We start from the raw sequence: 25327 nt of genomic DNA on the forward strand, positions 1-25327 counted from the left end.
CGAACTTTAGGAAGTATCATTATTAGCAAACACAACTTCACTGGTTACTCTCAGGGTTAGCACTCGAGAACGACAAAGAGCATACACCTTTAAATGGCAGTAGTGTGACGCATGATGTTAGTGAATCTATGACGCTAATTACGGAGTATTCACAATCAACACGAGAAAAAACATTTGAAATAAAAGAAATATCAGCAGAATTTAAAACACAGTCTGAACTTATGGATACAGTGATAAAACAGTAATCTCCTTCAGGTAAGATAGCTCGAATCTATTTGTAACTACCGTATCTACACATATACCTTATTTATAAATTGAAATTTAATATAAATTATTAAAAATTCACATTTTTAACTTTTTTACCATTGGTTTAATTAACAAAAAAAACTGAAATTAAAGTTTAAAATATTGTTTTTAAACGTTTTTAATTGTGAAAGATGTTAAGTTTAGATTTTTTGTTAACATTATAGCTGTAGATATATTCTTAACTTTTCCAATTTCTAATAAAGTAATTTACGAAATGAATCATCAATTGATTCATTAGGTTTATAACTTAAAAAGGGAATATGTTTATGCTACCTATAGTAGATAATGTTCGTCATGAACTTGGTGTTAAAAAATTAGAGCAAATGGGTACTAATGCGAAAAATTGTATAATGAAAGATCTTGTCAATATTTCTCCAGATATGGCTCGCTACGCTGTAGAGTCAACATGCGGTGATATTTACTCTCGCCCTGGATTAACTCATAAAAATAGAGAAATGATAGCAATAGCAGCTCTAACAACTTTAGGCTTCGCTTTACCTCAACTTAAAATTCATATTGAAGCGGCACTTGAAAGTGGCTGTACACGTAATGAAATCGAAGAAATTATAATCCAAATGTCTGTGTACATTGGATGGCAAGCGGCATTTAATGCGATGGGAGCTGCTAATGAAGTTTTTGAAAATTATTTTTCTTGATGGAAGAAATTAATAAGAGCTATAAAAATGGATATCATAACAAAACAGAGCACAAAGCCGCTACACAACTTAGAACAAGATTTAGTAATTGAAGCACAAGGAATTACAGCTGAAGATCTTTATTTGTTAGCAACGAAAAAAATTGCAGCAATAAAAATAGTAAATTACTACCCTATAGATCTCTGCAATCAAATAATAACTAAAATTATGAGTGAAAATGAACCAGGACACTTTGAAAAAGCAAAACATGTTCAAAGAATTGGTATGCCTCATTTTGATATTGTTGATGCTCACTCCTTCAATAAATACCATGAAACAGCATTACAAAATATAAGAAAACTACGCAATATACACGCCCCTTACCTGTCACCAATAGATAAATTTCGCCTTGAACTGGACGAATCATAGGCAGCAGGAGCAAATATCGAAAGCCTGTACGGAAAAAAATGTTTTGTTGGTTTATGCCGCATTATAAATGGTATTTCAGGTTCAGTATTAGAGCCACATATAGACAAGTTAAGCAGAGACTCTAATGATTCATATGCGGCACATAGCCTTGAAAGCCAATTAGCTGCAAATATTTATATAGCAACACCTGATGTAGGTGGAGAGGTGGAGATTTGGCTAAAAGAACCAGAAATTGAAGTCTATGAAAAAGAATTAGAAAAAACTCAGAGTTATCATGTAAACAGAGACATACTAGGTCAACCTGATGCCGTAATCTCCCCAAAAGTAGGTGACTTACTTATTTTTAATTCACGATGTTTTCATGCTGTAAGAGAAAGCTCTGGCGGTATTCGCAGTAGTATCGCTGCTTTTGTTGGTTACCGTGGCATAAACCATTCCTTAAGTTTATGGAGTTGATAGTCTAATGAGTACTGGAAAAATAGAACAAATTTCTGTTGTTGGTGCAGGCATACTGGGGCACAGTATAGCCCAAAGATTCGCATCAGAAGGATTTAATGTTAATTTATATGACTCTTCAAAAGTAAATTTACTAAAAGCAAAAAATAATATTTTTAATAACTTAATAAGCTTATCTAAATCTAATTTACTAAAATCAACACCAACATCAATTTTTAAAAAAATTAATTTTTTTGAAGGGCTCAGTAGAGCAGTTGCAGATTCAAACCTTGTAATAGAAGCGGTTACTGAAGATTTAGAATTAAAAAAGATAGTATTACAACAAATTGAAAGTGCTGTTTGCGATGAATGTATTATTGCTAGTAATAGTTCATCTATAATTCCAAGTGAATATAACTCAGAGTTAAAAATAAAATCTAGAGTATTAGGTACACATTTTTTTAACCCACCACATCTATTGCCATTAGTCGAGCTAATTTATAGTCATTGTACAAGTAACTATGTAAAGTCAGAAATGGAATCATTATTTACAAATATGGGAATGCATCCTATCGTAGTATATAAAGAAAGTCCTGGATTTATTGGAAATCGACTACAATTTGCATTATTAAAAGAAGCAATTTCAATAGTACAAGAAGGTATATCAACGCCTCAAGATATTGATATTGTGGTGAAATATGGATTTGGTCGTCGTTTATCAATTATGGGGCCTTTCGAAGTTTTCGATTATGGCGGTTGGGACACTATAGAGGCAGTATATCCTAATATAATAGGAGATCCTGTTCCTCAAGAAATACTCGAAAAAGTATCCCAAGGAAAACTTGGTGTTAAAACGGGTGAAGGGTTCTATAAATGGGATCCGATAAATCTTAATAAGAAGCAAAAACTCATTAATGATGTATATACCTACCTTGAAAAAAAGGTAAGTAAACAATGATCATAAATAATGAAAAAAATGATAGTTCAGAAAACTTTTTTAATACAACATTACTTATATCTAATAAATCATTATTCCCTGCTGTTAAATACCTTAAAAAAAGGTTTAACATTTTGTATAACGATGAAATAGAAAAAAACAACGTATTACCAAGTGTCACTGGACTATTAAGTAGTGGATATGACCTAGTAGATAAATCATTCTTAGACAGATTACCAAACCTTAAAGTAATTTCTCATTTCGCTAGTGGATTAGATTCGATAGATGTAGATGAAGTTAAAAAAAGAAATATTGTAGTATTAAACACACCAAATGCAGTGGTTAACGATACAGCAGATCTTGCAATGGCATTCATTCTCAATTTATCTCGACGTTTTTTTATAAATCATCGATTTGTTGAAAATGGTTTATGGAGGAAGCATGTATATCCGCTAAGCCATAGTGTAACTAATAAGTGTGTTGGAATTGTTGGTTTGGGTAAGATTGGTAAGGCAATAGCCAAAAGATGTTCAGCATTCAATATGAATATTCATTATTGGGGACGAACAAACCAGAAAATTAGTAATTATACCTTTCATAATAACCTATCTGAAATGAGTAAAAAAGTTGATTTTTTAGTCATTAGCTGTGCTGGAAATGAGCAAACAAAGGGAATTATAGATGAAAATATTTTAGCTAATTTACAGTCAACAGCTTACGTTATTAATGTAGCTAGAGGTTTTATTATTAAACAAGATGCTCTAATAATAAGTTTACAAAACAATCAAATAGCAGGAGCTGGCTTAGACGTTTTCGAAGATGAACCAAATGTTCCTCATGTATTTTTTCAGATGAAAAATGTTCTCCTGCAGCCACATGCAGGATCTGCAACGGAAGAAACACGTAATATTATGTTTCACCAAGTCTCAAAACATTTAATTAATTTTTACAGTACACATTGATTATAAAAAGGTATTAGGATGGATATTTCAAATAAAGTTATCTTAATCACTGGAGGAAATGGTGGCATTGGTTGGGCTTTAGCTAAGTCACTATGTACCAAAGGAGCTAAAAAAATATATGTTACGTATTTAAATGATGGTGATATAAATATAGATTCGATAATAGGAGCAACAGTTATAGAACCATTAAAACTAGACGTCACAAAAAAAGAACAAGTTAAAAATATTGCACTAAAATGTGCAGATGCAGATATAGTAATAAATAATGCTGGTGTAGAATACGCAACGTCATTTACTGATGCTAATACACTAGAAGCCGCAGAGCTTGAAATGAAAGTAAATTACCATGGTACACACTATGTTTCGTATTACTTTTTACCCTATTTAAGACAAAAGCCTAAAGCGTTATTAATTAATATACTTTCGATTGGTGGATTCGTTTTAGTCAATAAATTAGGAACCTATTGTGCTTCTAAAGCTGCAACACACTTTTTAACTAAAGGACTTCGACAAGATTGTAAAAACTCGAATGTAACAGTTATGGGTGTTTACCCTGGTTATGTCGATACTGATATGACAACAAATTTGAATGTAGAAAAAGTAACACCTGACTCTATTGCAGAATCAATTATACTTGGCATTGAAAATGATTCAGAAATTGTTTTCCCTGATATTATGTCTAATAATTTAAAAGATACTGTTTTCTGGGACAATGCTATTTTCGAAACATTAACAAGTTAATATTTTAGTGAGTACATAGTATTTATATAAATATGTACTCACTTTAAATGTTTTTAATGCTTTGATTAAATGATATTAAATTTTATATATCTAAAAATTGCGGTTATATTTTCGCATTGATAGTAGACTTATCAGTTGACTTTCATACTTCTTTCCAATTGATATTGTATGTATAGTTCCTTTTATATCGAGCAACAATTGATGATTACTTTTATCTGTTGATAAAGAAATATCACCGAAGCTGAAAAGATGCTGTTTAACCACCATGCAAGAGCGATTGACTCGAATAAACTCTAGTTCAAAAGAGTTCTCTAACTCAGCTAAAGAACATCGAAGACGATCATTTTTCCCATCAATAAAATGAATGATAGTATAAGGATGATAATAAGAGGCTATTATTAACTTATCATTCGTTGGAAAAGAGCGTTTATTTTTTAAAACTATATTTTTAACATTGTTTATCTTTTGTATCATTATTTTATTTTGATTTTCAAGATCTTTTATTATAACCTCATTTGTTTTTTTATTGATTAAAAATAATGTTGAAGTTAATAATAACAAAATTTCTAAAAAAAATAAAAAATCAGCAAAGGATGAATTTAAATAAAATTTCGATAGTATGTTTTTTTCATTAGCAGAAATATACCACATTAAAATACCAAAATTTTTATCATTAAAAGTAATATTACTTGATCCTGATGCATTTTTAACAATAAAATTATTTCCAATATATCTAATTGAATTATATTCTGCACACGAAATTATCGAATTATCCTGTTTTTTAGAAAAACTATTAACATTAAGAGATAAGCATATGAATAGATTTGGATATATTTCGTTATAATATTTAACAATACTATCTAAACTTTCTTTTAAATCTTCAATATTATCAGTGTAAATATTATCCTGGAATTCATGTGATACGATGAGTTTAGAAATCAGGTTATTTAAATTATTTTTTTCCTCGATGAAGTTAAATTTCTTATTTTTAGAAAGGAAATAAATTGATGAATTAATTAAAATAAATAGTATTACAGAAGTAATAATAAATAAACGGTGTTGATATATATTTTTCATTATAAGAAATCACTTCCAACAAAATAAAGGTTGAACACCTGTTTCATATTGTATTAAGAATCATCTAATAGGACCTTTGCCTACCTTATTATTATTTTTAAACTACATAGGTATGAGAGACTCCACCAAGCAGAAGTTAATGACTAAGGTTAATATCTTTATCATTTACGTCTAAGTTATCTACTTATGTACATTGATCTTAACAATTGACAACGTTTAATTACATCTCTATAGGGTATATATTTGATTAGAGTCACATTTTTTGGTGAGTTAAAACTACTTAAAAAGATTATTATATTCTTAGAACACAACATAGCTAACCAGAGAACGGTTTAAGTCATCGCCATTAATTTTGATTTTTGAGTTTTCGTGATGTTAAGTGCTGACTTTTTTGTTTGATTCTTTATTGGTGCATCTGTAGTGGTTAAGAATATTAGCAGCTACAACCCTTACCGTTGCATCTATAGGGCGGTTTATTGATCGTATCGGAGAAAAAAGGGCATTGATGATTGAGTATGTGGCAGTAGCAGTGGTTTTTACATCGTATGCTTTTGTTGAGAATCATTATCTCGCAGGTGGGTTATATATTCTCGATAGCATTTTATTTAGCTTCACTATTGCACTTGCTACCTATTTTAAGAAAACCATTCGCAGTGATGAGATCGCCTCATCTTCCAGTGTCTCTTTTACGATTAAGCATATTGCGGCAGTGTTTTTATCTTTCCTATTAGGTTTATTGTGGGTATCCAATTATCAAATCGTGTTTTTCTGCGGTGTTGCTATTTCTTGCATGAGCTTAATGGTGGCATTCACCATTAAATATGAGCCTTTAAAAGGGGCAAACAATAAAACAGGTTTGAGAGGTGTTTAGATGAATATTCATGGACTAAAGCCAGCATGTGCTGGCTTTGGGGAAGGGAAAGGTAGATTAAATTTTATTAATTTCTGAATTAAGTCGTCCAAATAGAGGTGATAATTGTCTACGAATAGAAGAACTATTCATTTTTTTTGCAGCTGAATATCCATATGTTATAAAATTTCTTTTACCTAAGTGAGAATATCGACTATATAATTTACGTTTAAAAATCAATCTTTCTTCTTCTTGGTTAGCTCTTCTTATCTTGTTATATTTTATCATTGTATTTTTAGCTAATCTTACCCCTTTATGCATTCTGCTGGAATATATTGCTAAAGATGATGAGCGTATATATATTTCTTTACCATCAAAAATGAAGCCTAAATATTGTAAAGGCTTATCTGATTTTAATTTATTATCTTTAAATTGAAAATTTCTAATTTCTGTTTTCTTTTTATTTAATTCTAACTTTAGGTTCTCTATTTCAATGGATGCTGTTTGTTCAACTATATTTTTATATTCAGTAGGGATGATGAAAAGAATATCATCACAGTAACGAAAATACTTACCACCGAATTGAGTTATAAAAGAGTTCATCTTCAAATCAAAATCAAACATATAAATGTTTGATAGCATAGCACTTAAAGGCGTCCCTTGAGGTATGCCAAATGAGTCTTTATGTACCTTTATAAGTTTATATTTTCTTACGATCCCTCTGAAATCATGAGGTTCACAAATTCTACGTCTTTTTTTGTTTGGATTATTTAACGATATTCCTAGAGCCTTATATAAGTCTTCTTTTTTTACTTTAGAATATTTAGTTATTGATTTGAAAATATTGTAATGATCATTAGGAAGTCGTTTAACATCAAGTAAATTACACCATTTTAATTTAAGTGTCTCATGATCTAAAGTGTCAAAAAATTTAGTAATATCTAAGGCAACAGCACTACATTCACCTAATTTCTTAATTTCGTTAAATGCATTTAAAGAGAAATCGATATTACTTTTACCGAGTGTTCTAAAAGCAAGTATTGAGTCACTTAGCCCATTTTCTTTTATCATTTTTTCATATTTATAGTTTAAAATTTTAGAGTAGTAAGAATATATATGACTATCAATATGAGCAGGATATGAAATCGGTCTTGGTTTAGGTTCTAATACCATAATATTTTTAGTTATGGGATTTTTGGTGATCTTATTAATTACGATATCGTAATTAATAAGAGGATAAAAAGCATGTTTTGCAACAACTTCCGAGTCTGTAACTATTTTAGATGCTTTTTTGGAGTTTATAGGTAAATCGAAATGTATATATTTACGAGGTTTAAACCAATCTTTAATTAGAATTTTCATTGTTACCTTAGAGGGGCAAAACCGAAGGAGCTAGGACTGCGGCGCTCCATCTGAAAAATCAGAGCGCTCCTTCGGATATTAACAGGTGCAGAGACCGTCATTCGTAGCCTTAAAAACTACCAATAGCCGCGGTATGTTCAATATCGAATATGCTATCACTGTAACAGTAACACTGGAGGTATCTATGAAGACACTCATCTATGCATTGCTGTCATTCTGCACAACAAGCTTGTTGGACAGGTTTGACAGCTTGTTAAGCACTTTTTAATCAATTGCTTACGCAAATATTAAAAGCGATTCTAGTTTCTTTAATAACTATAATGATGTCAATAAAATTAAACATAATGGCAAGGTTTTTTATCTTCACGTTGTATAAATAGTATTAATATTTGTTATTGGTATAAATTCATCTGTAAGTTGTTACTGAATATAAGTGATTAATAAATAAATGTTTAATTTATTTGTTGAGCACTCGTTATTCTCTTTATTTCGTAAGTTACACTTTCACAGCTGCGATTTATATCACGCTCTTTTGTCTAACTTTTTAGATATTGGTTTAATTTTTAAAGCTATTTGCTTTCAAGCTACTTTGAAAGCGTCATTTAACGTATAAATTACTGTTATTAAAGTTAATATCACCTAATAACGGGTTATGAGAGAGCCTTGTATGACAGCTAAAATTTCGACCTCACAGCTTGCGAAAGCGAGAGGTCTTGCAGCAAAAGCGCTATTTAATCAATTAGCCGATGCAGGCTATATCACCCGAGATAACGATGAATGGCATTTAACAGAAGTGGGTAAAAACGCCCAAGGTGAATACAAACAATCACCTAAGTTTGGGCAATACATTGTCTGGCCTGATTCGTTAGAGATCGTTGAACAACCAGAGTTTGATGGTAAGAAGCTATCAGCGACCCAAATTAGCACTCATTTCAATTTAACATCTCAGAAAATAAACCAAATTTTAGATGAGCTAGGTTGGATCAATAAAGCGGTTAAAGGTTGGAAAGTCAGTAACTCAGGGCTTCGTCTTGGTGGGGTACAAAAAGAAGACTTTAGAACTGGCGTACCTTATGTGATGTGGGATGAAAGCGTGCTTAAAAACAGCAGCTTAATTCACTCGGTTAACGAGATCACAGGAGCAAATGCCGAAGCGAAAAGCACTGATAATTCAGTTTCGAATTTCCGTCAGAAGTTTGAAGCCAAACACCGCGCCGCAGATGGGCATTATGTTCGCTCGAAAGCTGAAATGCTGATTGATAACTGGCTGTATATGGCTGGTATCGTTCATGCCTATGAGCGTAAGTTGCCGATTGAAGAAGATCTGTACTGTGATTTCTATTTACCGACAGGCAAGGTATATATCGAATTTTGGGGCTTGGAAGATGATCCTAAATACGCCGATAGAAAAAAAGTGAAGCAAGATCTGTATGCTAAATACGGTTTTAATTTGATTGAATTAAACGATGACGATGTGCAGAACCTTGATGATGTGTTGCCTCGTATGTTGCTTAAATTCGACATTAAGGCGTATTAATCGCTTATTGTCTTGAAACACACTGCTTTGAAATAAATCCTGAAATGAAAAAGCGATAGTGCCTTAATGTGCTATCGCTTTTTTACTATTTACTACGTCACCAAATACTTTCCATTTCTCAAAAACGCGGCTTAGTCCCTTTGGCTTGGTTGTTTTATGAGCGTTTTATTTCTTGTTAATAAAAACGTCATGATCACCTTATATGTTTAAAGCGTGATTATGTTCTTACTAAGTATATCTAATTGGTTGAATATTCCATTTTTTAACACTAATTAAACCTCTATCACAGAAATTTAAATTTAAGTCCATACAATTCAGCGAGTTTCGTTTGTGAGTGAAAATGCTCGTTTTTAACAATATATGGATAACAATGAGGCTCTGATGTTTGGAATATTCAAACCGAAGGCGCATATCGCACCTTTATCAAGCGGTAAAGTTGATAGCACTTATTCTCGTCTGCGGTGGCAATTATTTTTCGGTATTTTCATAGGTTACGCAGGTTATTACCTTGTACGTAAGAACTTTAGTTTGGCGATGCCTTATTTGATTGAGGAAGGCTTCAGTCGCGGAGAGCTAGGTGTTGCTTTGGCTGCCGTTTCTATCGCGTATGGTTTATCCAAATTTTTAATGGGGAATGTGTCAGACCGCTCGAACCCAAGATACTTCTTAAGTGCTGGTCTTGTCATGTCGTCGCTCGTTATGCTCTGTTTTGGCTTTATGCCATGGGCGACAGGTAGTGTGGCAGCTATGTTTATCTTGTTGTTCTTAAATGGTTGGTTCCAAGGGATGGGGTGGCCTGCCTGTGGACGTACCATGGTGCATTGGTGGTCACGTAAAGAACGTGGCGAAATTGTCTCGGTTTGGAACGTGGCCCACAACGTGGGTGGTGGCTTAATTGGCCCACTGTTTATTCTTGGTCTTTGGGCATTTAATGACGACTGGCGTACCGCTTTTTATGTACCCGCTTTCTTTGCTTTGCTAGTTGCATTTTTTGTTTGGTTAACAGTGCGTGATACACCGCAATCATGTGGTTTGCCGCCGATTGAAGAATACAAAGATGATTACCCTGATGGGTACGATAAGTCGTTTGAAACGGAAATGACGGCGAAAGAAATCTTCTTTAAATATATTTTTAACAACAAGTTACTGTGGTCAATTGCGATTGCCAATGCCTTTGTTTATCTGATCCGTTATGGGGTTTTAGATTGGGCTCCGGTGTACTTGAAAGAAGCGAAAGATTTTTCTGTCGATAAAACATCATGGGCTTATTTCCTATACGAGTGGGCAGGTATTCCGGGCACCTTATTGTGTGGCTGGATCTCCGATAAGTTATTTAAAGGACGTCGTGCTCCTGCTGGCATTTTATTTATGGTGTTGGTAACGCTGGCGGTGTTGGTTTACTGGTTTAACCCGGCAGGTAATCCAACGATTGATATGTTAGCGCTGATCGCTATCGGCTTCTTAATTTATGGTCCAGTTATGTTAATCGGTTTGTATGCGCTAGAGCTGGCACCGAAGAAAGCAGCAGGGACAGCTGCAGGTTTAACTGGTCTATTTGGTTACCTTGGTGGCGCAGTTGCCGCCAATGCCATTCTTGGTTACACCGTTGATCTTTATGGTTGGGATGGTGGTTTCATTATCTTAGTGGGTTCATGTGTGACATCTATTGTTTGTCTCGTCTATGCACTATTAGGTGAGCGAGCTATTCATGAACGTAAAGCGAAAGAAAAGGCTGTAATAGCACAATAAGTATATAGAGGGGTTAGTTTGCCCCTCATTTTTTATCAAGGATATAGGATGAAAAAAATCTCAGTAGGCTTAACTTTTTTGGCCCTTAGTATCTCGGCAGGTGCTATCGCTAAACCGCTTGTTATTGCGCACCGTGGCGCATCGGGTTATTTACCTGAACACACGCTTGAAGCGAAAACGCTCGCATATGCTATGAAACCTGATTTTATTGAGCAGGATGTGGTGATGACGAAAGATGATCAATTAGTGGTATTGCATGATCACTATTTAGATCGCGTCACTGATGTGGCAGAACGTTTTCCTGATCGTGCGCGTAAAGATGGACGTTATTACGCTATAGATTTTACGCTTGCTGAAATTAAATCGCTTAAGGTAACGGAAGGGTTTAATGTCAATGATAAAGGCGATAAAGTCGCTGGTTTCCCGCAACGATTCCCAATGTGGAAGTCACAATTTACGGTTCCTACTTTTGCGGAAGAAATTGAATTAATCCAAGGTTTAAATAAGACGCTAGGCTACGATATTGGTATTTACCCTGAGATCAAAGCGCCTTGGTTCCATCGTCATGAAGGCAAAGACATTTCGAAAGCGGTACTGAAAGTGCTAAAACAATACGGCTATACCACTAAAAACGACAAGGTATATCTGCAATGTTTTGATGCCAATGAGTTAAAACGTATCAATGATATCTTGATGCCTGAAATGGCAATGGATTTAAAACTGATCCAATTGATGGCTTACACGGATTGGAACGAAACCATGGTATATAACGGCGATAAAGCAACACCGTATAGCTATGATTGGATGTTCAAACCTGATGGTATGGCGAAAGTTGCGCAATATGCGGAAGGGATTGGCCCTTGGAAGCCAATGTTAGTGGATGATAAATCGACCAAAACGAACATCATTATCAAACCATTAATGGCACAAGCGAAAGCGGCTGGTTTAAAAGTGCATCCTTATACTTTCCGTGCTGATGAAGGCCGTATTCCGTCATATGCAGAGAACTTCGATGGCATGTTAGATGTTTTCTATAATCAGGTAAAAGTCGATGGTGTCTTTACTGATTTTCCTGATAAAGCGGTAACGTTTCTTAACAAAGATCATAAGCACTAGTTAACTATTGAGCCCTCTCGGTGACGATAGATCACCGAGAGGGCTTGTTATTACCGCACTTCAATTCCACTCTTTTGTTATCGTATCGCCTTTACTTTTCTCTCACCATCGAAACGTTTCGCTAATTGAACTGTGAGCCACATTTCATTTTTCTTTCGATCTTTACGTTCAAAACCGATCACTCTCACATCTTGTTGAACAGGGGATAGTCAAAAAATCTTGTCGGATTATTATGCTATCGAAACGTTTCGATGGTGTTTTCTAAAACGGTAATTTTTTACCTATTAGCCGATGCCTTTAGTAAGAAAACGTATAACCGAAAGGTCAATAACATGAAAAAAAGTACCCTTATTCACTCTGAACTGTCTTACTTAGTTGCCACCTTAGGGCATACCGATGAAATCACTATTTGTGATGCAGGTTTGCCTATTCCTGCTCAGGTTCAACGTATTGATTTAGCGTTAACTCATGGCGTACCGAGCTTTTTAGATACGGTGCGTGTGATGCTCTCAGAAATGCAAATTGAAGGGGTGATCATGGCAGAGGAATTTGCCCAAGTGAGTCCTGAACATCACCAAGCGCTACTGGCTGAACTTGAGCAAGAAAAAGCGCTAACAGGTAAAACCATAAACATTGGTTATATAAGCCATGAGCAATTTAAACAGCGTACTAAGCAAAGCCGAGCTGTGGTGAGAACCGATGAATGTACCCCTTACGCCAATGTGATTTTCCAATCGGGTGTGGTGTTTTAAGCCGTTGTCGATGTTGTAAAAGCGTTATGTAAATTCCCCCTAATTTTGCAATACAGAGTATCACTCAGCGATGGGTGATCGGTTATGGAAGATAGATCAATGTTTATTAAAAATAACACCATCCAACATTCGGATGGTTACTTAAATAAAACACCGTTATTCCAGTTCTTGTTATTGTCATCGGTTTTTGCGTTGTGGTCTGCTGCCGCTGCGCTGAATGATGTGTTGATCACCCAATTTAAATCGATTTTCGATTTGTCTAATTTTGCATCAGCACTTGTTCAATCTGCATTTTATGGTGCGTACTTTTTAGTGGCTATACCAGCCTCTATGGTAGTAAAGAAAACATCGTATAAGTTAGCGATTTTATTAGGTTTAGCCCTGTATATTTTCGGTTGTTTGATGTTCTTCCCTGCATCACATGCCGGTACTTATACCATGTTCCTTGCTGCCATTTTCTGTATTGCAATTGGTTTATCTTTCCTTGAAACCTCGTGTAATACCTATTCTGCAATGATCGGTGAGCCTGAACGTGCCACTTTGCGTTTGAACGTATCGCACACCATTAATGCAATGGGTTACATCATTGGTTTGCTATTAGGTAAGCACTTAATTTTCCAAGAAGGTGTCGATGTTGGGCACATGATGGACACGTTAACAGGGCCAGAGTTGGCTGCATTTAAAGAGCAATTGCTGCAACAAACGCTTGAGCCATACAAATGGTTAGTGGGCATCATTGCAACCGTTGCGATTTTAATTGCCATCACTGAATACCCGAACTGTAAAGCTGAAAGCGACAGTAAAGATAATCAACCATCATTTGGCGAAACCTTATCCTACCTTGCTGGCAACGTGCGTTTCTTCAAAGGTATTGCGACTCAGTTTGCTTATGTGGGTATGCAAGTGGCTGTGTGGTCGTTCACTATTCGCCTTGCGCTAGAGCTTGATCCAAATATGATTGAGCACGATGCAGCAAACTACTTACTGTACTCTTTCATTATGTACTTCCTTGGTAAGTTATTAGCTAACTACTTGTTTACTAAAACATCGCAAGAAAACGTGTTAATGGGTTACTCAGCTATTGGTTTTGCTTGCTTAATGTACGTGACCTTTATTCCTAGCTTTACTGCAGTATGGGTAGCCGTCGGTACTTCAGCATTGTTCGCACCTTGTTGGGCGACGATTTTCGCTTCAACACTGCAATCGGTTGATACTCGCTACACAGAAACAGCAGGTGGTTTTGTGGTGATGTCTATCATCGGTGGTGCAGCTATTCCGGTATTACAAGGTTTAGTGGCAGATAACATTGGTATGCAAAGCTCGTTCATCGTAAGCGCAGTGTGTTTTGCGGTGGTGTTCTTCTACTTCTTTAGTGAGAAGAAAGCAAAGCAAGCATTTACTTACTCTGTGGCTAAGGCGTAATAGGATTGTATGACCATTCTTTCATGATGTGAGTTATCTAAGAATGGTCATGTTTCATTGAGGTTATTATGTTTACTCTTCCTCTTTATAAAGAGCAGTTTTCTAAAACGAAAACCCGTGTTGCCCAATCTGAGCATTTCGATATTCATACGTTTATTTATAACTCAGGTGTTCATGCGGTTGAAATTCAGAACAGTAAAGGTCGTTTAGTGATTTTGCCTTTTATGGGGCAAATGATTTGGGATGCGGAGTTCTTAGGTACAGATCTTTGCATGAAGAATATGTTCTCTGAACCTAAACCAGCTAAAACCATTGTTGAAACCTACGGCTGTTTTGCTTTCCATGCTGGTATGCTGCGCATGGGTTGCCCAACACCACAAGATGATCACGTTCTACACGGTGAAATGCCATGTGCTGTAATGGATTCAGCATGGCTTGAAATCAGTGAAGAGATGGTTGCGGTAAAGGGACGTTATGAATACGTGATGGGCTTTGGCGATCATTATTTGGCAACACCATCGGTGACGTTAGCCAAAGATGCCAGCGTGTTTGATATTCAAATGGTGGTGAAGAACTTAGCCACGGTAGCCATGCCGCTGCAATACATGTGTCATATCAATGCCACTTACATCGAAAATGCGCAAATGAGCCAGAATATCCCTGATAATGCATTCATTTTACGTGAAAGTATTCCAGCGCACGTTCAGCCGAATGCACAGTGGCTCGCTTATAATGAGCAACTAAAAGCCTCGCCACCGATTGCGGTATTAGATAAACCAGCCATGCACGATCCTGAAATTGTCTACTTGATGGATGATATCGACCAATATACCGATCGTGCGGTGTTTAAGATGGCGTTTGAAGATAAGTGCTTTATTACTGAGTTTGATACCAAAGACTTTAATCACGCAACACGCTGGATCTTGTGCAATGGCGATCAGCAAGTGAACGCTTACGCACTGCCTGCGACTTGTCGTCCTGAAGGTTTCTTAGCGGCGAAAGAAAAAGGCACTTTGCAATATTTAGCACCAAATGAAACCCGCACCTTTACGGTTCGTACGGGCATTACCCAAGCTTAAAATTTTGTCTGCGTGTTAATTTCCCCTATGGTTAGTGCGCAGACGAGATGCCTTTGACGTTTTCTAATTGAAGAAATTAAAGTCATCTTATTTATAACAATGAATGTAAAAGGCTCGATAGAGCTGAGGATAACGATATGAGCAAGTTAGTGGTTTTAGGTAGTGTGAATGCGGATCATGTTCTTCAAGTGCCTTCATTTCCTCGTCCGGGGGAAACGTTGCATGGTCGCAACTACCAAGTTATCCCTGGTGGTAAAGGGGCAAACCAAGCAGTGGCTGCGGCACGCTTACATGCTGATATCGGTTTTATTGCCTGCGTGGGTGATGATGCGTTTGGTATGTTTATGCGTGGTAATTTCGTCAAAGATGGTATTGATACCCGTGGTTTAAAAACCGAGAAAGGTTGCCCAACGGGTATTGCGATGATCCAAGTTTCTGACAGTGGTGAAAATAGCATTTGTTTATCTCCTGAAGCTAACGAACGTTTAACCGCAGAAGCCATTGAAGCAGATCTTGATATGATCCGAGATGCTGAATATTTGTTAATGCAGCTTGAAACGCCAATGTGTGGTATCGAAAAAGCAGCAAAAGTTGCGAAATCAGCCAATACCAAGGTGATTTTAAATCCTGCCCCAGCTCGTGAACTGTCAGATGCGTTATTAGCTTGTGTTGATGTGATCACCCCAAATGAAACCGAAGCGGAAGTGCTAACGGGCGTGACAGTAACCGATAACCAATCGGCACAAAAAGCAGCTGATATTCTTCACACTAAAGGTATTGATACCGTGATGATCACCTTAGGTGCAAAAGGTGTGTGGTTAAGCCGCATGGGTAAGGGCGATATCATTTCAGGTTTTCGTGTCGAAGCAACAGATACCACAGCTGCTGGCGATACCTTCAATGGTGCGTTAGTAACTGGTTTATTAGAAGGATTGTCTTTAGAATCAGCGATTAAGTTTGCTCATGCTGCTGCTGCAATCTCAGTGACTCGCTTTGGTGCGCAAACGTCTATTCCAACGCGTGAAGAAGTCGATGCTTTTTTAGCGCAACACGCTTAACTAGGAGAAATAACATGGCTACGATGAAAGATGTCGCAAAACTGGCAGGAGTTTCTACCTCGACAGTGAGCCATGTTATTAATAAGACCCGTTTTGTCAGTGAAGAAATTTCAGAGCGGGTCAACAAAGCTGCCAAAGAGCTTAATTACTACGCGCCTTCAGCCTTGGCGCGTAGCTTCAAAGTTAACCGTACAAAAACCATTGGTATGTTAGTGACAACCTCTACCAACCCTTTCTTTGGTGAAGTAGTAAAAGGTGTTGAACGCAGTTGTTACCAACAGGGCTATAGCTTGATTTTGTGTAATACCGAAGGTGATCACCAGCGTATGCACGAATCAATCAATACCTTGCTGCAAAAGCGGGTTGATGGTTTGATCTTAATGTGTGCCACGCTTGAAGGTGAGCATTTCGATATTTTCGAGCACTATGCCGATATTCCCGTAGTAGTCATGGATTGGGGTCCAATGCAGTTCACTAGCGATAAAATTCAAGATAATTCGCTACGTGGTGGCTATATGGCGGCAAAATACTTAATTGACGCTGGACATAGCGAGATTGGTTGTATCACAGGTCCATTAGATCGGATCCAAGCTGAGATGCGTTACAACGGTTATTTACAAGCCATGGATGAAGCAGGCTTTAGCGTGGAACCATCATGGGTAGTGGAAGCGGATTTTGAATGTGAAGGTGGCTATAACGCTTTTACTCAATTGCATGCTAATGGCACATTACCGAGTGCTTTAGTTGTTGCCAATGATATGATGGCTATGGGCGTGATCAATGCTGCGAATGAGCTTGGTATTCAGATCCCTGAGCAGCTTTCTATTATTGGTTACGATGATATTCATATTGCCAAGTTTATGTCGCCATCGCTAACGACTATTCACCAACCTAAATACCGTTTAGGGCAAGCGGCGGTCGAGACGTTATTAACACGTTTAGATGAGCCAGAAACTGCCCCTCGAATCATTGAACTCGAACCAACCTTAGTTGAGCGCAACAGTGTGAAATCATTACGCTCATAGTAATAATCACTAAACAGCTTTGACGCTAAATAGTTGTGAAAGGGTATCTAATACCATTTGAATACGCGCGGTATGAACAATATCTGCGTGTGTAACCAGCCAGATCTCGTAGTTTGAATTAAAGTCTTTTTCAGGAAAAATCGGTACGAGATTATCAATATCTGCCATAAATTTTGGTAAGAAACCAATCCCTACACCATTTTTAATCGATGTTCTTAATAGCAAGCTACTGTCTGCAAGCAGTGCGATTTTTGCCTTATCGATAGCTAAACCGAACAGTTTATCTGGAGATTTCTCCACCATAGGAGCATGAACGATCAGATCTAAACCTGCCAACGAGTCGGATGTTTTTGGATAACCATGTTGATGTAAGTATTCACTACTTGAATAGAGCCCCATTGGTGAGGTTAAAAGCAATTTTGTTACCAATCCCGGTGTATCTGGGCGAATGTTTCTGATCGCAATATCAATATTGTGTTGCGTCATATCGCGCAGTGCAGTGGTGACATCGAGTTTGATGCGAATTTCAGGCGCAGATGTTCTCAGTTGTTTAATGGCATTAATAATAAAATCAATCGCAATGGAATCAGTGGTCGAAAGAGTAATATCGCCTTTTAACTGCTGATCGAAGCCTTTAACTTTGTTTTGTAAGGTGAGCGCAGCTTGCTCCATTTCTATCGCAGCTAAGAACGCTTGATAACCTGCTGGTGTAAACTCGTAACCTTTATTGCTTCTTATGAACAACTGACATTTAAGTGAGTTCTCTAAAATCGCAATGCGCCTGCCAACGGTAGCTTGATCAACATATAGTTGTTGTGCGGCTTTACGTAGTGTCTTTTCTCGTCCTAATGCGAGTAAGTATTGTGTATCGTCCCAGTTCATAGCGTGCTGCAGATTTGTTGGTATATAGAGAGATTATCGCAGCATTTTTAAACCTCTACTTGATTTATTATTCCCTCGGTCAAACAAAACTGCTTAATAAAATCAGTGAGATCAGATAAGAGCTCACTTTATTTTGTTTTGCGTTTATTTTTTTGTATTCGAGGTTTGGATGAAAAGCATTATTGGTACATGGGATTTATTGTCTTTTAAACACACAGTAATAGAGACAGGTGTCGAGTCCGATATTATGGGAGATACACCTTGTGGGCGGATTATTTTTACTAGTGACGGCTTTGTGAGTGTGTTTATTTCAAAACAAGGTCGAGCAGATTTTAATAAAGACAATGAAAAGCTCTATAAAACCATGATGGCGTATATGGGTAAATATACCTTAGATGGTGATAAGTGTAACTTTTATATTGATAGAACATGGGATCCTGATTGGATGGACATAACACTGCAACGTCAAATTGCTTTTGATGGTGACACATTAATTATTACGACACTGCCACAAATAGGTATTGATGGGAAATTAAGCACAGCAAAATTAACGTGGAAGAAAAGTGAATAATCAACCTAATTATTCATATCGAGAGTGGAAATAATAATGAAAGTTTTATTGTACAATCAAAAGAAAATCGCTTTGTTTTTAATAATATCTATCTCATTTTTAATGGGTATCGCGATTGATATTTATGTACCCTCGTTACCTGAGATATCATCTTACTACCATACATCAATAAAATTCGCTGAACTGAGTATCTCGCTATACTTGCTTGGGTATGGCTTAGGGCAAATCGTGCTTGGTATTTTGTCTGATACTTTTGGGCGTAAACGGATCTTTATATTCTCATCGTTACTCTTTTTAGTGGCGAGTGTACTGTGTACCGCAGTGAATGGTGTTTTTGAGTTCAATAGCTTACGCTTTATTCAAGGTGTGGCTATCGCTGGGTTAGCTTCAGGGATGCGAGCAATCATTGTTGATTTGTTCTCAGGGTTAGAGCTGAAGAAAATGGCGAATTATTTTGCCTTAAGTTGGGCGCTGGGGCCGATTGTCGCACCGTTTATTGGTGCTAATTTATCCCATTATTTAGGCTGGAAAGCGAATTTCTATTTATTTTCTGTCTATGTGCTTGTTATTTTATTTGTGTGCACGGCATTATTTAAAGAATCAAACAAAAGCTTAGTACCATTAAAGATAAGTCATATTAAAAATAGTTTTGTTGAAATGATTTCACATAAGACATTTTTATTATTAAGTATTGTCTATGGCCTAAGCTATAGCTCTGTTTTGATTTTTAACACGGCTGGTCCTTATTTATTAGAAGTCACCATGAAATACACCATATTAGAATATGGTTATATCGCGATGCTGCTAGGGTGTGGTTATTTTATAGGCACTATTATAAACCGTATGTTAATTGTTCACTATAATAATGAAAATATTCTCAAGGTAGGAGTAACGCTAGCAATTATTACAGCATTGGTAATGCTAGGGATGGTGAATTTTTATCATAATCTTTATGTGATCATTATACCGTTATTACTGATGTTTTTATTTGTCGGTTTGATTGTGCCAAATTCGATCGCAATAACCATGACTATATTTCCTGAAAAGGCAGGATTTGCGACCTCATTATGCGGCACGATTGTCGGTATTATCGTGTTTGCGGTGACATCTCTCATTAGTGGTATCAACATGTCATCAGCGACATTAGCCTTGAGCTATGTGGCGGTGTTCTTGATTGTTTATGGACTAAAAATGTGGGTGTTCGCCAGTAAAAATTTAGCAATTAAGTAGTGTTGATGAAATGGTAAGAGTAAAAAGTACACACGCTATGGGATTAATCTTCTTAGCGAATGTTTGAGATATTATCGATAACTATAATCGTAAATATCAGCTATACCTTTTTGTTAAAAGCATGTTTAATGCCTGTGGAAAATAAAAACAATAAGGATAAAATATGAACAAGGCAAAAACGTTACTCTTCACCGCTCTAGCTTTTGGTTTATCTCACCAAGCGTTAGCACAAGATCTCACGGTTAAAATGACCGATCTACAAACAGGTAAGCCTGTTGGTACGATTGAACTAAGCCAAAATAAATACGGAGTAGTATTTACACCTGAACTGGCAGATTTAACACCGGGGATGCATGGCTTCCATATTCATCAAAATGGTAGCTGTGCTTCATCAGAAAAAGACGGCAAAGTTGTTTTAGGTGGCGCTGCTGGTGGACATTACGATCCTGAGCACACAAATAAACACGGTTTCCCATGGACTGATGATAATCATAAAGGTGATCTGCCAGCACTGTTTGTGAGTGCAAATGGTTTAGCAACTAACCCTGTTTTAGCGCCACGTTTAACGTTGAAAGAACTAAAAGGTCACGCAATTATGATCCATGCTGGTGGTGATAATCACTCTGATATGCCAAAAGCATTAGGTGGCGGCGGCGCACGTGTGGCGTGTGGTGTGATCCAATAATTTAGTGAGAACCAGCAGCGAATTTGTCGCTGTTGGTTTTATTTTAATCAGATTAAGTTTTTTAGAAACAGCCAGTTAATTGTAAAATATGTAAAAATGTGAAATTCAGGGTGAATTTGAAATCTTCTCTTAATAACCTTTCACAAACTGTGGTCTTCATCAAATTTATAAAGTTCACAATAGCGTAACTTCTCGCTCGCATTCGGTCTTTGAGTGTCTATTGCTTATATGGATATGCGAGTATCATGAAACTAAAGAAAACAACCCTTGCCGTAATTGTGGCATCTAGCATCGGTATTGGCTGGCTGACGCTAGGGGGGACACAAGTCATCCTTGATAAAACATCTAGCACTGAGTTCTGCCTTTCTTGCCATTCAATGGAAACCCCATACAAAGAGTATTTAGGCTCTGTTCACTTTAGTAATGCTAAAGGGATCCGTGCTGAATGTTCTGATTGCCATATTCCACAAGAACCAATGGAATATTTGTGGACCAAGATCCGCGCCACCAAAGATGTTTATCATGAGTTTGTGACAGGTAAGATTGATACCGACGAGAAGTATGAGCAGCATCGTGCAGCGATGGCGGAAACCGTATGGGAACAAATGCGCGGTAATGATTCTGCTACTTGCCGTAGTTGTCATGATGAAGATGCCATGGAAACCTATGAGCAGTCGGAAGAAGCGCAGAAAATGCACTTATATGCGGCTGAAAACGATCAAACCTGTATTGATTGTCATAAGGGCGTTGCACACCTTCCACCTGAAGCAAAAATGGATTCAACCGCGCTTGATCACTTGTTAGATGAAGCGAAAACAACCCCTGTAGATGCAAAAGTGGTGTACCCAGTACAAACCATTGCTATGGGGGATTTAGGTTCGATTAACCCAGCGACACCACTTAAAAACCTAAAAGATGAAGGCGGAAAACGCCAAGTCGAATTATCAGGTTATCAAATGCAAGGTGCTGAGCAAGTGCTGTACATGGGCGAAGGTCAACGTGCCATTATTGCAACCTTAACTAAAGATGGTGAATCTGCACTGAAAGCTGGCGAATTTAAAGCGGATGCTTATGGTAACCAATGGCGTCCAGTATCGCTTGTGGCAACTATTGAAGCGCCAGTGCTTGATAGCCAACAACCGCTTTGGAATTACGCAGAGCAGCTAGATAACGTGTTCTGTTCAACCTGTCACGCTAAGATCCCTGCCAACCACTTTACCGTAAACGCATGGCCCTCTATTGCTAAAGGCATGGGCGATCGTACGTCTATTTCAGCAGAAGATCTTGAGATCTTAACGAAGTTCTTCCAGTACAACGCGAAAGATGTGGTAGGTCACTAAGCATGAATAAGGAAATTACCATGATGTCATTATCTCGCCGCCACTTTTTAAAAGGCGCGACTGCTTCTGTTGGGGCATTGACGATTGCTAAGGCGATGCCTGTTTGTGCAACGACCACCGAGCCACAAGGAAAAGCGGTGTTATCGGCAGCTCACTGGGGCGCAATGCTGATTGAAGTGCAAGATGGCAAGATTGTGTCATCGAAAGGTGCATTGCCCGCAACGGTTGAAAACAGCTTACAAACCACTGCAAAAGATTATGTTCACACTAAAGCACGTGTGAAATACCCAATGGTACGTAAAGGGTATTTAGACAATCCAATAGCACCACAAGGTAAACGTGGCAGTGATGAGTTTGTGCGTGTGAGCTGGGATCAAGCGTTAGATTTGATCCACAACCAACACATGCGCATTCGTCAAACTTATGGTCCTGAATCCGTCTTTGCTGGTGCTTATGGTTGGCGTTCAAGTGGTGTATTACATAAAGCACAAACTTTATTGCAGCGTTATATGAGTATGGCGGGTGGTTACTCGGGTCATATGGGTGACTACTCAACAGGTGCAGCACAGGTGATCATGCCGCACGTGGTGGGCTCGATTGAAGTGTATGAGCAGCAAACCACTTATCCTGTGGTGTTAGAAACCAGTGATGTGGTGGTGTTATGGGGCTTGAATCCGCTTAATACCTTAAAGATCGCGTGGAGTGCGACTGATGGGGCGGGTCTTGAGTTTTTCCACCAATTGAAAAAATCGAATAAGACCATTATTGCTATCGATCCGATGCGCTCTGAAACCATTGAGTTCTTTGGTGATCGCGCAGAGTGGATTGCACCGCACCCAAGTACTGATGTGGCAATGATGTTAGGTATTGCTTACGCATTGGTGGAAAGTGGTCAGTACGATAAAGCTTTCTTGGATAAATACACCACGGGTTATGACAAGTTTGAAGATTACCTATTAGGCAAATCAGACGGTATTGCTAAAACGCCACAATGGGCATCAACTATCTGTGGTGTTCCTGCCAAACAGCTAACGATTTTAGCCAATATCTTCAGTAAAAATCGCACTATGCTAATGGCGGGTTGGGGTATTCAACGTCAGCAATACGGTGAACAACGTCACTGGATGTTAGTAACGTTAGCGGCAATGTTGGGGCAAATCGGTTTGCCGGGTGGTGGTTTTGGTTTCTCTTATCACTATTCAAACGGCGGTAACCCAACGCGTGATGCTGGTGTATTACCTGCGATTTCTGCAGCCATTGATGGTGCTTCTTCTGCGGGTAATGACTGGGCAGTATCTGGCGCAATTAATAGTTTCCCTGTCGCGCGTATTGTTGAAGCGTTAGAAAATCCAGGTCAAGCTTATCAGCATAATGGTCATGAAAAAGTATTTCCTAAGATCAAAATGATCTGGTGGGCAGGCGGTGCGAACTTTACGCACCACCAAGATACCAACCGTTTAATTAATGCATGGCAAAAACCTGAATTGATTGTGATTTCAGAACCGTATTGGACGGCGGCAGCAAAACACGCAGATATCGTGTTGCCGATTACGACCTCGTTTGAGCGTAATGATTTAACCATGACGGGTGATTACAGCAATCAACACTTAGTACCGATGAAGCAAGTAGTGGAGCCACAGTTTGAAGCTCGTAATGATTTTGATGTGTTTGCCGATATGGCAGAGCGCTTAAAAGCGGGCGGTCGCGGGGTTTATACCGAAAATAAAACCGAGATGGAATGGCTAAACGGTTTCTACAAAGAAGCTCAAGCGATTGGTCGTCAAAACCGTGTTGCAATGCCGAACTTTGCTTATTTCTGGAAACAAAACCAGCTGCTTGAAATGAAATACAACGCGCAAAACGCCAAGTTTGTTCGTTATCAAGCTTTCCGTGAAAATCCAATTATGAATCCACTAGGTACACCAAGTGGTAAAATTGAGATCTTCTCGAAAACCATTGAAGGTTATAACTATGCGGATTGTCCTCCTCATCCAACTTGGCTAGCACCAACGGAGTGGGTAGGTAACGCGAAAGATGGCGAATTACAGTTAATGACATCCCATGCAGCTCACCGTCTTCATAGCCAGTTGAACTATGCCGAGCTTCGTAAAGAATATGCGATTGCAGATCGTGAGCCGATCTCAATTCACCCTGAAGATGCTAAGCAACGCGGCATCAAGCAAGGTGATTTAGTACGCGCTTATAACCATCGTGGTCAAGTGCTAGTAGGTGCTTACATTACTGATGGTATTAAGCAAGGCTCGGTTTGTATTCACGAAGGCGCATGGCCTGATTTAGATCCAGTTACAGGGATTTGTAAAAACGGTGGTTGTAATGTGCTGACTGGCGATATTCCGACGTCTCGTTTAGCTAATGGTTGTGCAGGTAACTCGTCTGTAGTGAAAATTGAGAAATACACAGGGCCTGTGTTACCACTTACTGCATTTGATGAACCTGCGATAGCGTAAATTATTCTCGTCACCATCAAAAAACATAAGCCGCAAGCATTGTTTGCGGCTTAATTATTGATAAAAACTTTAGAAAATCGGTCAATATCTTTTAGATACTGGATTGCAAATGATCTTTGATAAAACTTATTTGATCAAGATCGTTAAAATATCGATAAAATGCAATTAAAAGCAAAATTACACTATAATCATATGGAAGAAATTTTAGTAGATAAGGATATTGAGTATGTTCAAATTGTGGAAGTCCAAAGAAACAGATAGGTCAGCGTCAGGCTCAGCCTCCATTGCTAAGCAGCGTCTATTAGGTGAACTTCGTACCAACTGCATTCCTTATAATGTCCAAATGATGAAAGATGAACTAGCTAAGCTTTTATCTCAATGGTCAGATATTAAGGAAAATAAGATCGAGATCGTTAAAATATCTGAATCGACTTCTTTATTAAAAATAAAGTGTCGTTGTTCATAGTTTAATCTCTTTCTCGGATGTAATAGCTCTCTCTTTTCCGCTTTTTTCTAAAGCCTTACTTTTTTGCGTCTAAATTATCCTAAAGCCTTCATCGTCTCTTTAGTTCTTTCGCTCACTTTTTAGCAATATTACGCTCGATTTCTTAATAAATTTCATTGTTTTAGCTTTTTTGTTCGTTCTATGACATAACTTTGTTATCTCTACCTGAAATGT

At 37.6% G+C, this 25327-nt stretch carries 24 protein-coding genes; 21 read left to right on the top strand and 3 right to left on the bottom strand.

Annotated elements, in window-relative coordinates; genetic code table 11:
- Positions 1-572 precede the first annotated feature (572 nt).
- From Q7674_RS01355 to Q7674_RS01380, 6 genes are all read left to right on the top strand, one after another.
- On the top strand, positions 573-962 hold the full coding sequence (locus tag Q7674_RS01355; RefSeq protein ID WP_305422328.1) for a carboxymuconolactone decarboxylase family protein: 390 nt from the start codon (positions 573-575) through the stop codon (positions 960-962).
- Positions 963-989: 27 nt separating this feature from the next.
- Positions 990-1370, top strand: coding sequence for a hypothetical protein (locus tag Q7674_RS01360; RefSeq protein WP_305422330.1), 381 nt, complete (start codon positions 990-992; stop codon positions 1368-1370).
- A gap of 72 nt (positions 1371-1442) precedes the next feature.
- The gene (locus Q7674_RS01365) at positions 1443-1826 is read left to right on the top strand and encodes a 2OG-Fe(II) oxygenase (RefSeq protein WP_305422592.1); all 384 of its coding nucleotides are present in this window, start codon (positions 1443-1445) and stop codon (positions 1824-1826) included.
- Positions 1827-1833: 7 nt separating this feature from the next.
- Positions 1834-2763 carry a 3-hydroxyacyl-CoA dehydrogenase family protein gene (locus Q7674_RS01370; RefSeq protein ID WP_045064875.1) on the top strand — a complete coding sequence of 310 codons (930 nt, stop codon included), beginning with the start codon at positions 1834-1836 and terminating at the stop codon, positions 2761-2763.
- The gene (locus Q7674_RS01375; protein WP_045064877.1) at positions 2760-3704 is read left to right on the top strand and encodes an NAD(P)-dependent oxidoreductase; all 945 of its coding nucleotides are present in this window, start codon (positions 2760-2762) and stop codon (positions 3702-3704) included. The genes Q7674_RS01370 and Q7674_RS01375 overlap by 4 nt, the downstream gene beginning before the upstream one ends.
- 18 nt (positions 3705-3722) lie before the next feature.
- A complete protein-coding gene (locus tag Q7674_RS01380; RefSeq protein ID WP_045064879.1) occupies positions 3723-4445 on the top strand; it encodes an SDR family NAD(P)-dependent oxidoreductase in 723 nt (240 codons plus the stop codon).
- Between the two features lie 90 nt (positions 4446-4535).
- On the opposite strand, the gene Q7674_RS01385 is transcribed toward Q7674_RS01380, so the two are convergent.
- Entirely contained in the window at positions 4536-5522 is a 987-nt protein-coding gene (locus tag Q7674_RS01385; RefSeq protein ID WP_045064881.1) for a hypothetical protein, read from the bottom strand.
- A gap of 505 nt (positions 5523-6027) precedes the next feature.
- On the opposite strand from Q7674_RS01385, the gene Q7674_RS01390 reads away from it, so the two are divergent.
- Complete coding sequence (locus Q7674_RS01390; RefSeq protein ID WP_052671843.1) at positions 6028-6393, top strand: hypothetical protein; 366 nt, start codon at positions 6028-6030, stop codon at positions 6391-6393.
- Between the two features lie 57 nt (positions 6394-6450).
- On the opposite strand, the gene drt2 is transcribed toward Q7674_RS01390, so the two are convergent.
- Positions 6451-7734 carry an antiviral reverse transcriptase Drt2 gene (gene drt2 / locus Q7674_RS01395; RefSeq protein ID WP_045064882.1) on the bottom strand — a complete coding sequence of 428 codons (1284 nt, stop codon included), beginning with the start codon at positions 7732-7734 and terminating at the stop codon, positions 6451-6453.
- Between the two features lie 667 nt (positions 7735-8401).
- Here drt2 and Q7674_RS01400 point away from each other — a divergent pair.
- The 8 genes from Q7674_RS01400 (at position 8402) to Q7674_RS01435 (ending at position 17472) form a co-directional block, all read left to right on the top strand.
- On the top strand, positions 8402-9271 hold the full coding sequence (locus Q7674_RS01400; RefSeq protein WP_107229612.1) for a glycerol kinase: 870 nt from the start codon (positions 8402-8404) through the stop codon (positions 9269-9271).
- Between the two features lie 381 nt (positions 9272-9652).
- A complete protein-coding gene (gene glpT / locus Q7674_RS01405) occupies positions 9653-11020 on the top strand; it encodes a glycerol-3-phosphate transporter (protein WP_023934806.1) in 1368 nt (455 codons plus the stop codon).
- Positions 11021-11068: 48 nt separating this feature from the next.
- The gene (gene glpQ / locus Q7674_RS01410; protein WP_045064884.1) at positions 11069-12136 is read left to right on the top strand and encodes a glycerophosphodiester phosphodiesterase; all 1068 of its coding nucleotides are present in this window, start codon (positions 11069-11071) and stop codon (positions 12134-12136) included.
- Positions 12137-12468: 332 nt separating this feature from the next.
- Positions 12469-12888: a D-ribose pyranase gene (gene rbsD / locus Q7674_RS01415; RefSeq protein ID WP_305422335.1), complete on the top strand. Its 420-nt coding sequence runs from the start codon at positions 12469-12471 to the stop codon at positions 12886-12888.
- 99 nt (positions 12889-12987) lie between these two features.
- The gene (gene fucP, locus Q7674_RS01420; RefSeq protein WP_023934803.1) at positions 12988-14310 is read left to right on the top strand and encodes an L-fucose:H+ symporter permease; all 1323 of its coding nucleotides are present in this window, start codon (positions 12988-12990) and stop codon (positions 14308-14310) included.
- A gap of 68 nt (positions 14311-14378) precedes the next feature.
- Positions 14379-15389: an aldose 1-epimerase family protein gene (locus Q7674_RS01425; RefSeq protein WP_045064888.1), complete on the top strand. Its 1011-nt coding sequence runs from the start codon at positions 14379-14381 to the stop codon at positions 15387-15389.
- Positions 15390-15526: 137 nt separating this feature from the next.
- Entirely contained in the window at positions 15527-16447 is a 921-nt protein-coding gene (gene rbsK, locus Q7674_RS01430; protein WP_045064890.1) for a ribokinase, read from the top strand.
- A 14-nt stretch (positions 16448-16461) separates the two neighbouring features.
- Positions 16462-17472: a substrate-binding domain-containing protein gene (locus tag Q7674_RS01435; protein WP_023934800.1), complete on the top strand. Its 1011-nt coding sequence runs from the start codon at positions 16462-16464 to the stop codon at positions 17470-17472.
- A gap of 9 nt (positions 17473-17481) precedes the next feature.
- Here the strand turns inward: Q7674_RS01435 and Q7674_RS01440 are convergent, their stop codons facing one another.
- Entirely contained in the window at positions 17482-18354 is an 873-nt protein-coding gene (locus tag Q7674_RS01440) for a LysR family transcriptional regulator (protein ID WP_008988781.1), read from the bottom strand.
- A 169-nt stretch (positions 18355-18523) separates the two neighbouring features.
- On the opposite strand from Q7674_RS01440, the gene Q7674_RS01445 reads away from it, so the two are divergent.
- The 6 genes from Q7674_RS01445 (at position 18524) to Q7674_RS01470 (ending at position 25114) form a co-directional block, all read left to right on the top strand.
- Positions 18524-18925: a lipocalin-like domain-containing protein gene (locus Q7674_RS01445; protein ID WP_023934799.1), complete on the top strand. Its 402-nt coding sequence runs from the start codon at positions 18524-18526 to the stop codon at positions 18923-18925.
- Positions 18926-18961: 36 nt separating this feature from the next.
- The gene (locus Q7674_RS01450) at positions 18962-20155 is read left to right on the top strand and encodes an MFS transporter (RefSeq protein ID WP_023934798.1); all 1194 of its coding nucleotides are present in this window, start codon (positions 18962-18964) and stop codon (positions 20153-20155) included.
- Between the two features lie 163 nt (positions 20156-20318).
- The gene (gene sodC / locus Q7674_RS01455; protein ID WP_023934797.1) at positions 20319-20840 is read left to right on the top strand and encodes a superoxide dismutase family protein; all 522 of its coding nucleotides are present in this window, start codon (positions 20319-20321) and stop codon (positions 20838-20840) included.
- A gap of 245 nt (positions 20841-21085) precedes the next feature.
- The gene (locus tag Q7674_RS01460; protein WP_045064892.1) at positions 21086-22180 is read left to right on the top strand and encodes a NapC/NirT family cytochrome c; all 1095 of its coding nucleotides are present in this window, start codon (positions 21086-21088) and stop codon (positions 22178-22180) included.
- 20 nt (positions 22181-22200) lie between these two features.
- Complete coding sequence (locus tag Q7674_RS01465; protein WP_045064894.1) at positions 22201-24648, top strand: molybdopterin guanine dinucleotide-containing S/N-oxide reductase; 2448 nt, start codon at positions 22201-22203, stop codon at positions 24646-24648.
- A 226-nt stretch (positions 24649-24874) separates the two neighbouring features.
- Positions 24875-25114 (top strand): cell division topological specificity factor MinE, encoded by a 240-nt coding sequence (locus Q7674_RS01470; RefSeq protein WP_045064895.1) that lies wholly within the window; start codon positions 24875-24877, stop codon positions 25112-25114.
- Positions 25115-25327 lie beyond the last annotated feature (213 nt).

Source organism: Photobacterium leiognathi (assembly GCF_030685535.1).
GTDB classification, from domain to species: domain Bacteria; phylum Pseudomonadota; class Gammaproteobacteria; order Enterobacterales; family Vibrionaceae; genus Photobacterium; species Photobacterium leiognathi.

Excerpts from the sequence above, each read along its gene's own strand:
- Q7674_RS01435 (WP_023934800.1), top strand. The coding sequence starts at position 16,462 with ATGGCTACGATGAAAGATGTCGCAAAACTGGCAGGAGTTTCTACCTCG.
- Q7674_RS01360 (WP_305422330.1), top strand. The coding sequence starts at position 990 with ATGGATATCATAACAAAACAGAGCACAAAGCCGCTACACAACTTAGAA.
- glpQ (WP_045064884.1), top strand. The coding sequence starts at position 11,069 with ATGAAAAAAATCTCAGTAGGCTTAACTTTTTTGGCCCTTAGTATCTCG.
- Q7674_RS01465 (WP_045064894.1), top strand. The coding sequence starts at position 22,201 with ATGATGTCATTATCTCGCCGCCACTTTTTAAAAGGCGCGACTGCTTCT.
- Q7674_RS01470 (WP_045064895.1), top strand. The coding sequence starts at position 24,875 with ATGTTCAAATTGTGGAAGTCCAAAGAAACAGATAGGTCAGCGTCAGGC.
- Q7674_RS01450 (WP_023934798.1), top strand. The coding sequence starts at position 18,962 with ATGAAAGTTTTATTGTACAATCAAAAGAAAATCGCTTTGTTTTTAATA.
- Q7674_RS01355 (WP_305422328.1), top strand. The coding sequence starts at position 573 with ATGCTACCTATAGTAGATAATGTTCGTCATGAACTTGGTGTTAAAAAA.
- Q7674_RS01390 (WP_052671843.1), top strand. The coding sequence starts at position 6,028 with ATGATTGAGTATGTGGCAGTAGCAGTGGTTTTTACATCGTATGCTTTT.
- glpT (WP_023934806.1), top strand. The coding sequence starts at position 9,653 with ATGTTTGGAATATTCAAACCGAAGGCGCATATCGCACCTTTATCAAGC.
- rbsD (WP_305422335.1), top strand. The coding sequence starts at position 12,469 with ATGAAAAAAAGTACCCTTATTCACTCTGAACTGTCTTACTTAGTTGCC.
- Q7674_RS01460 (WP_045064892.1), top strand. The coding sequence starts at position 21,086 with ATGAAACTAAAGAAAACAACCCTTGCCGTAATTGTGGCATCTAGCATC.
- fucP (WP_023934803.1), top strand. The coding sequence starts at position 12,988 with ATGTTTATTAAAAATAACACCATCCAACATTCGGATGGTTACTTAAAT.
- Q7674_RS01400 (WP_107229612.1), top strand. The coding sequence starts at position 8,402 with ATGACAGCTAAAATTTCGACCTCACAGCTTGCGAAAGCGAGAGGTCTT.
- Q7674_RS01380 (WP_045064879.1), top strand. The coding sequence starts at position 3,723 with ATGGATATTTCAAATAAAGTTATCTTAATCACTGGAGGAAATGGTGGC.
- Q7674_RS01440 (WP_008988781.1), bottom strand. The coding sequence starts at position 18,354 with ATGAACTGGGACGATACACAATACTTACTCGCATTAGGACGAGAAAAG.
- Q7674_RS01385 (WP_045064881.1), bottom strand. The coding sequence starts at position 5,522 with ATGAAAAATATATATCAACACCGTTTATTTATTATTACTTCTGTAATA.
- sodC (WP_023934797.1), top strand. The coding sequence starts at position 20,319 with ATGAACAAGGCAAAAACGTTACTCTTCACCGCTCTAGCTTTTGGTTTA.
- Q7674_RS01425 (WP_045064888.1), top strand. The coding sequence starts at position 14,379 with ATGTTTACTCTTCCTCTTTATAAAGAGCAGTTTTCTAAAACGAAAACC.
- rbsK (WP_045064890.1), top strand. The coding sequence starts at position 15,527 with ATGAGCAAGTTAGTGGTTTTAGGTAGTGTGAATGCGGATCATGTTCTT.
- Q7674_RS01445 (WP_023934799.1), top strand. The coding sequence starts at position 18,524 with ATGAAAAGCATTATTGGTACATGGGATTTATTGTCTTTTAAACACACA.
- Q7674_RS01375 (WP_045064877.1), top strand. The coding sequence starts at position 2,760 with ATGATCATAAATAATGAAAAAAATGATAGTTCAGAAAACTTTTTTAAT.
- drt2 (WP_045064882.1), bottom strand. The coding sequence starts at position 7,734 with ATGAAAATTCTAATTAAAGATTGGTTTAAACCTCGTAAATATATACAT.
- Q7674_RS01370 (WP_045064875.1), top strand. The coding sequence starts at position 1,834 with ATGAGTACTGGAAAAATAGAACAAATTTCTGTTGTTGGTGCAGGCATA.